The following is a 12911-nucleotide window of genomic DNA, read 5'->3' as shown; positions in this document are numbered from 1 at the left end:
CGGTGCATGACACGGCGTGCCCCACGGCGTCCGGCTGAGAGGGACGCGATGGTGCGGACTGTGGGAGTGGAGGAGGAACTGCTGCTCGTCGACGCGCGGAGTGGTGAGCCCCGGGCGCTGTCGACAGCGGTGTTGGCGCTGGCCGAGAAGCGCGCAGCGGGCGATTCGGCCTTCGAGTCCGAACTCCATCTCCAGCAAATGGAGTTCGCCACCCAGCCGTGCAGCGACATGCATGAACTCGCGGAGGAGATCCTGCGCTGGCGAGCCGAGGCCGCCGAGAGTGCCGCACAGGCCGGCGCCGACGTGGCCGCCCTCGCGACCGTGCCGCTTCCGGTCAGTCCGGCGATCGGGGAGGGGGAGCGGTACCGCTGGCTGGCCGAGAGGTTCGGCCTGACCACCCAGGAGCAGTTGACCTGCGGATGCCATGTACACGTTTCCGTGGACTCGGACGAGGAGGGCGTCGCAGTGCTGGACCGGGTCCGCCCGTGGCTCCCGGTCGTGCTCGCGCTGAGCGCCAACTCACCTTTCTGGCAGGGGCAGGACACCGCCTACGGCAGCTATCGCAGCATGGTCTGGGGACGCTGGCCCTCGGCCGGTCCGGTCGAGATCTTCGGCTCCGCGCGCCGTTACCACGAGCAGGTTCAGGCCCTCGTCGACACCGGCGTGCTGCGCGACGAGGGCATGATCTACTTCGACGCACGGCTCTCGCACCGCTATCCGACCGTCGAAGTCAGAGTCGCGGACGTGTGCCTGGACCCGGCCGACGCCGCGCTGCTCGCCTCGCTGGTGCGCGGTCTGGTCGAGACGGCGGCACGCAGTTGGCGCGCGGAGGAACCGCCCGACCCCGTCGGGGTGGGCCTTCTGCGCATGGCCACCTGGCAGGCAGGCCGTTCCGGTCTGGACGGCCACCTGCTTCATCCCCTGACCATGCGGCCCGAGCCCGCCTCCGAGGTGGTCGGCGCGCTGCTCGCGCATGTCCGCGACGCGATGGAGGACACCGGTGACCTCGCGGCGGCCGAGGAAGCGGTCGGGCGCCTGATGGAGCGAGGGACAGGGGCGAGGACTCAACGGGACGTGTTCGCCCGCACGGGCAGCCTGCGGGCCGTGGTGGCGGAGTGCGTGTCCCGAACACGCGGCTGACAGCGCGGCGGCCGGGCACCGGGAGCCGTCAGTCCGTGACCTCCGACCCCCGTGTCCCGTGGCGGGAGTCGCAAGGACACGCCCCTACGCGTGGAGCGTGCTGGGCGCGGCCGCACAGGCCACCTCCCGGATCGGCGGTGCGCACCGGCAGCCCTTCATCCGGTCATCCGGTGGGCGCGGGAAGAACTCCTGCCCGCCCTGCGCTCCGGTCAGTGAAACCGGCAGCCGGACGGGGCCGCGAGGCCGTCACCGCCCTGCGGCCGCGGGCGACGGGCTGCGTCCGGTAGTTCAACGGCTGACGGCTTTACGGAGCTGCTCCTTGTTCATCGTCGAGCGGCCCTCGATGTTCTTCTTCTTGGCCTCCTCGTACAACTGGTCCTTGGTACGGCCCTGGGCACCCTTGTGCGAGCGCTCCCCGCCGCGCTGGGAAGCGGACTTCGGGTCCCGCGTGGACGTCCTGCTCGATGTCTTCGACTCTCCCGCGCGGGCGCGTTCCTTGTTGACGGTGCGGGCGGCGATCTCCTTCGCACGCTTCTCCGACTCGCCGCGGTCCTTGGCGCTCTCCCTGACGTGCTCGTACTGACGCTCGCGCTTGCGGCTGGATCCTGCCGGCATGGCGTACTCCTCCTGATGCTTGTCGGGTGTCCTGCCGGCGGCACGCGGTCCGCACCGGTAGCACTGATGCGGGTGCCGCCGTATCAGCGGGTTACCACTGGTCCACGACCGAAACATGCCACCCCGGCCATGCGAACGCGCATCGGGCCGTGCCGCTCGGGTGACCCCGGGCGGCACGGCGCTCAGAGGCGGGGACCGGGTGCGCACGAGGGCCTGACCTCACGCCCACGAGTAGAATGAAGGCCGGTCGACGGCCCGGTACGCGCGCGGGCACGGTGACGAACCGCGACACGCGGTGGACAAGTCGGCCGGGTCGCACCGTGTGCAGGGCACGGGAGGTGCTCCATGTCCCGGACGGCGACGGTCGAGCGTCTGCTGGAGGAGCACGGGCGTACGTACGCCGAGGAAGCCGGCATCCGGCTCCGGGACACGCCCTCACCGCTCTACCGACTGCTGACCCTCTGCGTGTTGCTGTCGGTTCGCATCAAGGCCGACATCGCGGTGACCGCCGCCCGGGAGCTGTCCGCAGCGGGGATGCGTACGCCGCGCGCGATGGCGGAGGCTACCTGGCAGGACAGGGTGGACGCCCTGGGCCGCGCACACTATCGCCGTTACGACGAGAGCACGGCCACCGCGCTCGGAGACGGCGCGGAACTCCTGCTCGACCGGTACCGCGGGGATCTGCGGCGACTGCGCGAGGAGGCGGGCGGGGATCCGGAGCGGATACGCGGGCTGCTGCGGGAGTTCCCCCGGATCGGACCGGTGGGCGCGGACATCTTCAGCCGGGAGGCGCAGGGCCTGTGGCCGGAGCTGCGCCCGGCATTCGACACCCGGGCCCGTGACGCCGCCGCCGGGCTGAACCTGCCGAGGACGCCGAAGGAGCTTGCCCGCCTCGTCACCGGCGACGACCTCCCGAGGCTGGCGGCTGCCCTGGTCCGGGTCGAACTGGCCAAGTGAGCCACAGGATCCGAGAGGAAGCCGCACCACCTCAGGGATGCCCCTACGAGAAGGCGGGAACCGGGCGCCGGGAAGGGCGGAGCCATGGCGCGGGTACTGATCGAGGGCACGGACATCGTCGTACGGCTGTCGTGGTGGGAGAAGGCGGCGGCCCGCCGTCACGACGTGCGGGTGCCGGGATCCGCGCTGCGCCGTGTGTACGTCGAGCCCGACTGGTGGCGCGCGCTGCGCGGTGAACGCGATCGCGGCATCTGCGTTCCCGGCAGGCTGTGTGCGGGCACCCGGAAACACCGTGAAGGCCAGGACTTCACCCTGGTGCGGTCGGGCGGCCCGGTGCTGTGTGTGGAACTGCACCGCAGCTCACCGCTCAGCAGGCTGGCGGTCTCGGTCCCCGACGCCGAGGAGACGCTGCGCAGGCTCTCGCCGACGGCCGCGGGAGGGGAGCCGTGAGGCACGGTCCCGCCACGGCGGCCGGCACCGCCTGCCGCTCGGCATCCCCGGACCCGGCCCGGCAGGTGAGTCCGGCTACCGTGGGTCCGCATGACGCACACCGGGACCACCGAGATCGAGATGACCGCGGAGCTCGTACGGGAACTGCTGCGCGACCAGCACCCCGATTTGGCCGATCGCCCTGTCCGGCTCGGCGCGCGGGGCTGGGACAACCAGCTGTGGCGGCTCGGCGACGACCTCGCCGTCCGGCTGCCCTGGGCGACGCAGTCGGCGGACGCGCTGCTGCGCGAGGAGCACACCTGGCTGCCGGTCCTCGCCCCGGTCCTTCCGCTCCGGATTCCCGTGCCGCAGCGCCTCGGAGAGCCCTCCGAGCGGTTTCCGCGGCCCTGGATCGTCACCACCTGGCTGCCGGGCGAGCCGGCCGACCGGACTCCCGCCACCAGGACCATGGACGCGGCGGATGCCCTGGCCGGATTTCTGGGCGCCCTCCACCACCCGGCCCCCGACGCGGCGCCCGTCGGACGGTTCGGCCGGGGCGGGTCGCTGGCCGGCCTCTCCGAGGATGTCCTCAAGACGCTCGCCTCGGCTGCCGAGCAGGGGCTGGTCCCCGAACCGGATGCCGTCCGCGCGGTCTGGGAGGACGCGGTGGCCGCGCCCGAGTGGGCGGGCCCGGCGCTGTGGCTCCACGGCGACCTGCATCCGGCCAACGTCCTCACAGCGGAGGGCACCATCTCCGGCGTGATCGACTTCGGCGATCTCTGTTCGGGGGATCCGGCCTGCGACCTCGCCGCGCCCTGGGTGCTTCTGCCCGACGGCGGAGTCGACCGCTTCCATGACACCTACCAGCCGGCCGTTGACGCCGCGACCCTGCGCCGCGCCCGCGGCTGGGCCGTGCGGCAGGCTCTCACCGGCATCCTCGTCGGAGATGCCGGAGTCCATGGCCGTCTCGGTGGCAAGGCCACGTGGGGCCCACCGGCCCGGGCCGCACTGCGACGCCTGATCGCCACAGCCCGCTGAGTGAACGAGGGGGCTGTGGCGATCAGGCTGCCGACGAGTACGACGCCCCACTCGCTGACGCCCCGGCAGCGAGGCCGTGTCCGTCGCGGAGCGTGGGGCCGGGGAGTTCCGCGTGTCAGGGGCGGCTGGTCAGGTATCCGCCCATGGACGTGAAGTACTCCGTCGCGGGCATCTCCCGGCCGTCCTCGGTGCGTACCCGTGTCACGGCCAGACCGTGGTTGCGTCCGGTGCGTGCGTCCGCGCCGGCGACGATCACCACACCCTCTCCCTCGCGGTAGAAGATCCGGCCGGGCGTTCCGCCGTAGCGGCCCTCGGACACCACGGCGGTGACGACCTCCAGGCGCTTGCCCCGATGGAAGGCGAAAGCGCTGGGATACGGCGCGGACTGGGCGCGCACCAGGCGTTCGAGGTCCTGTGCCGGCCACGTCCAGTCGATGCGGATGTCCTCGGCGGAGCGCTTGTGGAAGAAGCTTGCCCGGGAGCGGTCCTGCTTGGTGAACTCCGTCTGCCCGGCGGCGATGAGGTCGAGAGCCGCGGTGGTGACCGGGGCGATGAGGTCGACGGTCTTGTGGAAGAGATCGGTGGCGGTGTCCGCCGGACCGACCGCAACCGCCTCCTGCCGGACGATGTCACCGGCGTCGAGCTCGTCGTTCATCATGTGGGCGGTGACGCCGACTTCCTGCTCGCCGTTGATCAGCGCCCAGATCAGCGGCGAGAAGCCGGCGTACTTCGGCAGCAGCGAGTCGTGGACGTTCAGCGTGCCGTGGCGCGGCAGAGCGAAGATGCGCGGAGGGATCCAGGTACGCCAGTTGTTGGCCACGATGATGTCCGGGGCGGCCTCCTTGAGGCGCTCGAACAGTTCCTCGTCGTCGGGGCGGTTGCGGATCAGTACCGGAACGCCGTGCTTCTCGGCGAGGTCCGCGACGGAGTCGCTCCAGATCTTCTCGTACGCGTGGTCGCTCGCGGGGTGCGTCACGACCAGCGCCACGTCGTGCTCGGAGTCCAGGAGGGCTTGCAAGGTGCGGTGCCCCCAGGTCTGGTAACCGAACATGACGACCCGCATAGGGGTTCCTCCTCAGCGTGGGAATGAAGCGAGGCTCAGTAAAGCAAGGCTTACCTAATCTGGCAATGGGCGCATACAGTTATCCAGTTGGTCCGCCGCAGTGGACGGTCGTACGGCCCGCGCCTATCGACAGCGTCACAGGATTAGCTTAGGCTCACCTAAGTTCCACCGGGTCGCTCCATCGGCGTGCCCGTCTCTCGCGCTTTCCCCACACCTGACAGGCGGCTTCCCCGCACGATGGGAGTGACATGTCACAGGTTCGTCCTGGCGACGCACCACCGGTCCACGACCTCATTGGCATCGGCTTCGGGCCGTCCAATGTGGCCATGGCCATCGCGATCAGTGAGCACAACGCACGCAGTGGCACCGAGGAGGCGGTCAGTGCTCACTTCTTCGAGCAGCAGCCGCGATTCGGCTGGCACCGCGGCATGCTCATCGACGACGCAACCATGCAAGTCTCCTTCCTCAAGGACTTGGTGACGCTCCGGAATCCGTCCAGCAAGTTCAGCTTCCTCTGTTACCTGCAGAGCAAGGGGCGGCTGATCGACTTCATCAACCACAAGAACCTCTTCCCGCTGCGCGTGGAGTTCCACGACTACTTCGAGTGGGCCGCGGCGCAGGTCGCCGGCATGGTCTCCTACGATCACGAGGTCGTCGGCGTCACCCCCGTCGTCCACGACGGAGCCGTGGAGTACATGGACGTGACGGTCCGGTCGGGGGAGGGGCTCACGGTTCACCGTGCCCGCAACCTCGTCATCGGCACCGGGCTGCGCCCCCTCGTGCCGGAGGGTGTGGAGCGCGGCGACCGCGTCTGGCACAACTCCGAACTGCTCGCGAAGGTCGACACGTTGGAGGGCACCTCGCCCTCGCGGTTCGTGGTGGTGGGCGCCGGGCAGAGCGCCGCCGAGAACGTCGCCTATCTGCACCGCCGCTTCCCGGGGGCCGAGATCTGCGCGGTGTTCTCCCGCTACGGCTACAGCCCCGCCGACGACAGCAGCTTCGCCAACAAGATATTCGACCCCGGGGCGGTCGACGAGTACTTCGCCGCCCCCGAGGGCGTCAAGCGCAGACTCATGGACTACCACGGAAACACCAACTACTCCGTGGTGGACATCGACCTGATCGACGACCTGTACCGCCAGATGTACCAGGAGAAGGTGCTCGGTACCGAACGGCTGCGCTTCCTCAACGTCTCGCGCCTCGAAGAGGTGAAGGAGACACCCGACCACGCCCGCGCCACCGTGCGGTCCCTCGTCACGGGTGAGGAGACAGTCCTGGACGCCGACGTCGTGGTGCTCGCCACCGGCTACAGCCCCGCCGACCCGCTCGGTCTCCTGGGTGATGTGGCGGACCGGTGCCTGCGGGACGAAGAGGGCCGCGTCCGCGTCGAGCGGGACTACCGCATCGCGACGGACTCCGGCCTGCGCTGCGGCATCTACCTCCAGGGGGGCACGGAGCACACGCACGGCATCACGTCCGCCCTGCTGTCCAACACCGCGATCAGGGTCGGCGAGATCCTGGACTCGCTCCTCGACCGGGGTGCCGAACCCGCCGTCGGCGAGGCTCAGCCGGTCGCAGGCGGTTCGCCGCGCTAGTGCGGTCAAACGGCCCGGACCGCCGTGCCGTTCGAGTGGATCAAAGGGATAACGTACGCAGACATGAGCACGACTGCAGTTGAGCGCTCCGCTCCCCGGGGCACGACGACGGCCCGCCGCAGGCGGGTTGTGGGGCTGGTCGCGCTTCTGGCGATCCTGGTGGTCGCGGGAGCGCTGTCGCTGGCCGTGGGTGCGCGGGCGCTCAGTCCGGCCGAGGTGTGGCACGGGCTGTTCGCGGCACCGGAGTCCGATCAGCGGCTCACCGGGATCCGGCTCATCGTGCAGACCGTGCGGGTGCCCCGGACGGTGCTCGCCGTCGTGGCGGGCGTCGCCCTGGGCGTCGGCGGCTCGCTGATCCAGGGCTACACCCGCAACCCCATCGCGGACACCGGCCTGTTGGGGGTGAACGCGGGCGCCTCGTTCGCCGTGGTGTCGGCCATCGCCGTGTTCGGGTTCACCGATCCGTTCCAGTACGTCTGGTTCGCCTTCCTGGGGGCGGCGGTGGCCGGTGTCGTCGTGTTCGGGCTGGCGAGCATCGGCAGGGGCGCCGGCAATCCGCTGACCCTCGCGCTGGCCGGGCAGGGGATCACCGTGTTCCTCGCGGCCATGACGACCGCCGTCGCGCTGTCGGACCAGAAGTCGCTGAACGCGCTGCGGTTCTGGAACTCCGGCTCCGTCGCCGGCGTCGACTTCGCGGTCATCTGGCCGGTGACCGCGTTCGTCGCCGTCGGGCTGGTACTGGCGCTCGTCATGCTGCCGTCGCTCAACCTGCTGAACCTGGGTGACGACGTGGCACGGGGGCTGGGTGTGAACATCGCGCTGAGCCGGACGGTCGGCATCCTCGCGGTCACCCTGCTCGCGGGCGCGGCGACCGCGGCGTGCGGTCCCATCGCGTTTCTCGGGCTCATGGTCGCTCATGTGGCCCGCTATCTGACCGGACCGGACTACCGCTGGCTGGTGCCGTACGCGGGCCTCCTCGGGGCCGTGGTCCTCCTGGTCTGCGACATCGTGGGCCGACTGGTGGTGAGACCGGGTGAGCTGGACGCGGGTGTCGTCGTCTCCCTCCTCGGTGCCCCGTTCTTCGCCGCTCTGGTGTGGCGTGGAAAGTTCAGGAGCGCATGAAGGTGACAGAGACGAAGCCCTCGTTGGCGCCGGGCGTGCGGTTCGGCCGGGTGTCGTTCGTATGGCGGCCCTGGATCGTGCTGGTCACGCTGGTGCTGGCGGCCGCGGCCTTCCTGGTGTTCTGCCTCTCCATCGCCGTCGGGGACTTCCCGATCGGTCTCTCCCGGGTGTTCGCCACGATCCTCGGCAGGGGCGAAGCGGTCGACGAGTTCGTGATCATGGATCTGCGCATGCCGCGTGCCTTGGCCGGTCTCGTGGTCGGGATCGCGCTCGGCGTGTCCGGGGCGATCACCCAGTCCGTCGCGCGCAATCCCCTGGCCAGCCCGGACATTCTCGGAATCACCGGGGGTGCGAGCGTGGTCGCGGTCTTCCTGGTGACGGTGTCGGGCGGGACCGCCGCGGCGGTCGTCAGTGCCGTCGGCGTGTCGGCGGCGGCCCTCGCGGGCGGTCTCGGGGCGGGCCTGCTGGTGTACTTCCTGGCGTGGCGGCGCGGCATCGACGGCTTCCGGCTCATCCTCATCGGCATCTCGGTGAGCGCCATGGCGGAGGCGGTCACAACTTGGCTGCTGGTCTCGGCCGACATCAGGGATGTGGCCAGGGCCCAGGTGTGGCTGGTCGGCTCGCTGGACAACCGGTCGTGGGACGAGGTCCGGGTGGCGCTCTGGTGCTCGCTCGCGCTGATGACCGTCGTGGCCTGCGTCGCCTTCCAGTTCAAGCCGATGCATCTGGGGGACGAGGTCGCCGCGGGGCTGGGCGTCCGGTACACGAGGGTCCGGGCCGTCCTGCTGCTGTGCGCGGTGCTGCTGGCCGCGGTGGCGGTGAGCGCGGCGGGTCCGGTCCCGTTCGTGGCGCTGGTGGCGCCGCAGGTGGCGATGCGTCTGGCGAGATGCCCGACACCGCCGATGGTGGCTTCCGGCCTGGTCGGCGCACTGCTGCTGATCGGGTCCGACCTGGTGGCGCGTTCGGCGCTGCCGATCGGTCTCCCGGTCGGTGTGGTCACCGCCGCGATCGGCGGACCCTTCCTGGTGTACCTGCTGGTGCGGGCGAACCTCCGATAGATGACAGACGAGTTGGACTACCCGGACAGAGGGGGGCCTGTGGCCGTTCACCACACCATCACCGAGGTCGAGCCGGTGGGCGGTGACACCGCACGGCTGGCGGCCAGGGGCATCACGGTCGGGTACGGCGGCCGGACCGTCATCGACGATCTGGACGTCGCGATCCCGCCGGGTGTGATCACCACGATCATCGGCCCCAACGGCTGCGGGAAGTCCACCCTGTTGCGCACCCTGACGCGCCTGCTCAAGCCGGCCAAGGGGGCGGTCGTGCTGGACGGTGAGGACATCGCCGGGCTCAGGACCAGGGACGTGGCGAAGAAGCTCGGCCTGCTTCCGCAGGCCCCGGTCGCCCCGGAGGGGCTGACGGTGGCCGACCTGGTCGCCAGGGGGCGTCATCCGCACCAGAGCTGGCTGCGGCAGTGGTCGTCGGACGACGCCGGCGTCGTGGAGAAGGCGCTCGCCATGACCGGGGTGTCCGACCTGGCCGACCGCGCCGTCGACTCGCTCTCCGGCGGACAACGCCAGCGCGTCTGGATATCGATGACCCTGGCCCAGGGCACCGACCTGCTGCTGCTGGACGAGCCGACCACCTACCTCGACCTGACACACGCGATCGACGTGCTCGACCTGGTGGACGATCTGCACGAGTCGGGATGCACCGTGGTGATGGTGCTGCACGACCTCAACCTGGCCACGCGGTACAGCGACAACCTCGTCGTGATGCGGGACGGGGCGATCCTGGCGCAGGGGCACCCCCGTGACGTCATCACCGCCGAGCTGCTGCACGAGGCGTTCGGGCTGCGCGCGATGGTGATCGACGATCCGGTGGGGGACCGGCCCCTCATCGTGCCGATCGGCCGCACCCACGTTCATCTCAACTAGGTTTCGAACAGGGGCAATACGCTAGTTAGGCTAGGCTGCCCTCACTCGGTCGGGGTAAGGTTTGGCTGCCCTTATGCAGGGGCTCAGTAGACAGTGCGAAAGCAAGGGATTCCGGATGCTCACCCATAGAACGATGCTCACGAAGCCCTGGCGGCGGCTGGCGGCGACGGTGTCGGCCGCGACCCTCGGCATCGGTCTCCTGGCGGGATGCGGTTCCGGCTCGTCGGACGACACGGACAAGGCGAGCGACAAGGCTCCCGCCGCCTCCTCCGGCGTGTTCCCGGTCACCGTGGAGCACGCGTTCGGATCCACGAAGATCACCAAGGCGCCCCAGCGGGTCGTCTCGGTCGGCTACACGGACGACCAGACCATCCTGGCGTTCGGGATCAAGCCGGTCGGCATGGTCGACCAGTACCCGAACCCCGCGGGCAAGACCCCCGACATCAACACCCAGTGGCCCTGGGTGAAGGACAAGTGGGGTGACGCCCGCCCCGAGGTCATCATGAAGAACGGTGACACGGGCCCCAACTACGAGAAGATCGCCGCACTTCGGCCCGATCTGATCATCGCGGTCTACTCCGAGGTCGACCAGGCCGCGTACGACAAGCTCTCGAAGATCGCCCCGACGGTCGGCCGCACCAAGGCCGAGAAGGAGCCCTTCAGCGCGCCGTGGCAGGACAACGCGCTGCACATCGCCAAGGCGCTCGGCAAGGAGACCGAAGGTGCCGCCATGGTGAAGGGCATCCAGGCGAAGCTGGACGCTGCCGCCAAGGCCCACCCGGAGTTCGCGAAGCAGACCGGTGTCGCACTGTCCTGGTACGAGAAGTCCGTGGCGCCGTTCACGACCACCGACGTACGCGGCCGGCTGGTGACGGGTATCGGCTTCAAGGGCGCGACGGAGATCGACAAGATTGCGGGCGGCAAGTTCTACACCACGCTCTCCCCGGAGCGCATGGACCTCGTCGACGTCGACCGTGTCTTCGTCATCAACGACAAGGCGGACCAGGAGGCGCTGAAGAAGTCCGAACTCTTCAGCAACCTGTCCGTGGTCAAGGAGGGTCGGGTGTCGTACCTGCTCGACAGCGAGGGGCCGGCAGTTGGCGCGGCCATCTCCCAGGGCACCCTGCTGTCGATGCCGTACGCGATCGACGAGCTCGTCAAGTCGGTCGACCAGTGACGTCGGCCGACACCTTCGGCCGGCCCGCCCCGGCCCGCGTGTGAGCGCCACCGGCACCCGTCCCGCCCCGGCCACCCTGCGTACGGCGACCGGGGGTGAGGCCGCCCGGTGGATCACGGCGCACTGTCGTGAGGTGCCGTGGCTGGCCACGGCCACCGTGCTCACCACGGTGGCCGGGGCGGCGCTCCAGGTGCTCCCGGTACTCCTGCTCGGCCAGGTGGTCGACGGGGTGGTCGACGGTGATTCGCGTTCGCTCCTCGTCCGCATCGGGGTGCTGATGGTGGTGGCCGCGCTCCTCGGGGCGGCGGCCACCGCGGGATCGACGTATCTGATCGGGCGGCTGGGTGCGGACCTGCTCGCCCGGCTGCGGGAAAGCGCCGTTCGCGCGGTGCTGGGGATGCCGAGCGCGCGCATCGAGCAGGTCGGCCGCGGCGACGTGCTCTCCCGTGTGGGCGACGACGTGGCCGTGCTCTCCCGGGGTATCCGGTCGGCCATCCCCACCGTGTTCACGGCAGGGGTGCTGGTCGCCATCGCCACGGCCGGCATGTTCGGGCTCGACTGGCGGCTCGGCCTGGCCGGTGCCGGTGCGCTGCCCGCGTACGCGCTGGCGCTGCGCTGGTACCTTCCGCGGTCCGCGCCGCTCTACCGGAAGCAACGGGCGGCGCAGGCGGACCGGGCGCAGGCGTTGATCAGCGGCCTGAACGGGATCGACACGGTCCGTGCGTACCGCCTGGAGGGCGCGTTCCGCGAGAAGGTCACGAGCGAGTCGTGGCGGGTGCGTGAACTCGGCATCGAGGTCTTCCGGTTCTTCGGCCGTTTCGTCGGCAGGGAGAACCGCGCCGAGTTCATCGGGCTGGTTCTGATCCTCCTGGTCGGATACGCCCTGCTGGAGGGCGACGCGGCCACCCTCGGAGAGGTGTCGGCCGCCCCGTTGATGTTCCACCGGCTGTTCACCCCGCTCGGCGCCATCATGTTCACGTTCGACGAGGCGCAGAAGTCGGGCGCCAGCCTGACCCGGCTCGTCGGGGTGCTGGGGGAGGACGCGGAGGACCGCCTGGTGGGCGATGCCGCCGTGACGCCGGCGGACTCCGTGACGTACCCGGTGACGGTGGAGGGGCTGACGTTCAGCTACCCCGACGCCGAGGAACCGGTCCTGAGGGACGTCAGCCTGACGATCCCGGCCGGCGGGTCTCTCGCGCTGGTGGGAGCGACGGGTGCGGGCAAGTCGACCCTCGCCGCACTGATCGCGGGCATCGGGACGCCCCTGGCGGGCTCGGTGCACATCGGGCCGAACGACCTCGCAGGCCTGGACGAGGCGGGCGCGCGGGCCCTGGTGAGCATCCTGACGCAGGAGACGCACGTCTTCTCCGGCCCGCTCGCCGACGACCTGCGGCTGGCCGCGCCGCAGGCGAGCGACGACGAGCTGATGGGCGCGCTGTGGACGGTCGGTGCGGGAGTCTGGGCGGACGCCCTGCCGGACGGGCTGCGGACCATGGTCGGCGAGGGCGGTGAGCGCCTGGACGTCACCAAGGTTGCCCAGATCGCCCTGGCCCGGCTGGTGTTGGCCCGCTCACCGGTGGTCGTCCTGGACGAGTCGACGGCGGAGGCAGGCAGCGAGGGTGCGGCCGAGCTGGAGCGCGGTGTGCTTGCCGCGTGCGCGGGCCGGACCACGCTGTTCGTGGCGCACCGGCTGACCCAGGCGATGGCTGCCGACCGGATCGCCGTGCTGGACGCGGGACGCGTCGTGGAGCAGGGGACGCACCAGGAACTGGTGGCGCTGGGGGGCCGGTACGCGCGCCTGTGGCAGGCCTGGCGAGAGGGTAGTTAGGTGAGCC

Annotated in this window: 12 protein-coding genes; 10 read left to right on the top strand and 2 right to left on the bottom strand. The window is 70.4% G+C overall.

Annotated features, from left to right (window positions below; all coding sequences use genetic code 11):
• The first annotated feature begins 48 nt into the window (after window positions 1-48).
• Window positions 49-1140, top strand: a complete 1092-nt coding sequence (locus ACGFZA_RS15480; RefSeq protein WP_393679399.1) for a glutamate--cysteine ligase — start codon at window positions 49-51, stop codon at window positions 1138-1140.
• Window positions 1141-1428: 288 nt separating this feature from the next.
• Here ACGFZA_RS15480 and ACGFZA_RS15475 read toward each other — a convergent pair whose 3' ends face one another.
• Window positions 1429-1755 carry a plasmid stabilization protein gene (locus tag ACGFZA_RS15475; RefSeq protein ID WP_385271536.1) on the bottom strand — a complete coding sequence of 109 codons (327 nt, stop codon included), beginning with the start codon at window positions 1753-1755 and terminating at the stop codon, window positions 1429-1431.
• Window positions 1756-2100: 345 nt separating this feature from the next.
• Here ACGFZA_RS15475 and ACGFZA_RS15470 point away from each other — a divergent pair, with 345 nt between their 5' ends.
• The 3 genes from ACGFZA_RS15470 (at window position 2101) to ACGFZA_RS15460 (ending at window position 4179) form a co-directional block, all read left to right on the top strand.
• Entirely contained in the window at window positions 2101-2712 is a 612-nt protein-coding gene (locus ACGFZA_RS15470) for an endonuclease (RefSeq protein WP_393679396.1), read from the top strand.
• An 84-nt stretch (window positions 2713-2796) separates the two neighbouring features.
• Entirely contained in the window at window positions 2797-3162 is a 366-nt protein-coding gene (locus tag ACGFZA_RS15465) for a hypothetical protein (protein WP_385271530.1), read from the top strand.
• Between the two features lie 90 nt (window positions 3163-3252).
• Window positions 3253-4179: an aminoglycoside phosphotransferase family protein gene (locus tag ACGFZA_RS15460; protein ID WP_393679394.1), complete on the top strand. Its 927-nt coding sequence runs from the start codon at window positions 3253-3255 to the stop codon at window positions 4177-4179.
• Between the two features lie 115 nt (window positions 4180-4294).
• Here the strand turns inward: ACGFZA_RS15460 and ACGFZA_RS15455 are convergent, their stop codons facing one another.
• Window positions 4295-5242: a methionyl-tRNA formyltransferase gene (locus tag ACGFZA_RS15455; protein WP_385271527.1), complete on the bottom strand. Its 948-nt coding sequence runs from the start codon at window positions 5240-5242 to the stop codon at window positions 4295-4297.
• A gap of 248 nt (window positions 5243-5490) precedes the next feature.
• On the opposite strand from ACGFZA_RS15455, the gene ACGFZA_RS15450 reads away from it, so the two are divergent.
• The 6 genes from ACGFZA_RS15450 to ACGFZA_RS15425 all read left to right on the top strand — a co-directional run bounded on the left by ACGFZA_RS15450 (window position 5491) and on the right by ACGFZA_RS15425 (window position 12904).
• Window positions 5491-6837, top strand: a complete 1347-nt coding sequence (locus ACGFZA_RS15450; RefSeq protein ID WP_385271524.1) for a lysine N(6)-hydroxylase/L-ornithine N(5)-oxygenase family protein — start codon at window positions 5491-5493, stop codon at window positions 6835-6837.
• Window positions 6838-6900: 63 nt separating this feature from the next.
• Window positions 6901-7959, top strand: a complete 1059-nt coding sequence (locus ACGFZA_RS15445; RefSeq protein ID WP_385271521.1) for a FecCD family ABC transporter permease — start codon at window positions 6901-6903, stop codon at window positions 7957-7959.
• Complete coding sequence (locus ACGFZA_RS15440; RefSeq protein WP_393679391.1) at window positions 7956-9017, top strand: FecCD family ABC transporter permease; 1062 nt, start codon at window positions 7956-7958, stop codon at window positions 9015-9017. Before ACGFZA_RS15445 ends, ACGFZA_RS15440 begins: the two co-directional genes overlap by 4 nt.
• Entirely contained in the window at window positions 9018-9899 is an 882-nt protein-coding gene (locus ACGFZA_RS15435) for an ABC transporter ATP-binding protein (RefSeq protein ID WP_393679389.1), read from the top strand.
• A 115-nt stretch (window positions 9900-10014) separates the two neighbouring features.
• Window positions 10015-11076, top strand: a complete 1062-nt coding sequence (locus ACGFZA_RS15430; RefSeq protein ID WP_385271512.1) for an iron-siderophore ABC transporter substrate-binding protein — start codon at window positions 10015-10017, stop codon at window positions 11074-11076.
• A 40-nt stretch (window positions 11077-11116) separates the two neighbouring features.
• Window positions 11117-12904: an ABC transporter ATP-binding protein gene (locus ACGFZA_RS15425; RefSeq protein WP_393679386.1), complete on the top strand. Its 1788-nt coding sequence runs from the start codon at window positions 11117-11119 to the stop codon at window positions 12902-12904.
• Window positions 12905-12911 lie beyond the last annotated feature (7 nt).

It is taken from the genome of Streptomyces sp. NPDC048211 (genome assembly GCF_043202315.1).
Classification (GTDB): domain Bacteria; phylum Actinomycetota; class Actinomycetes; order Streptomycetales; family Streptomycetaceae; genus Streptomyces.
Note: the sequence above shows the minus strand (reverse complement) of the source record. Positions and strands in the feature narration are given on the sequence as shown.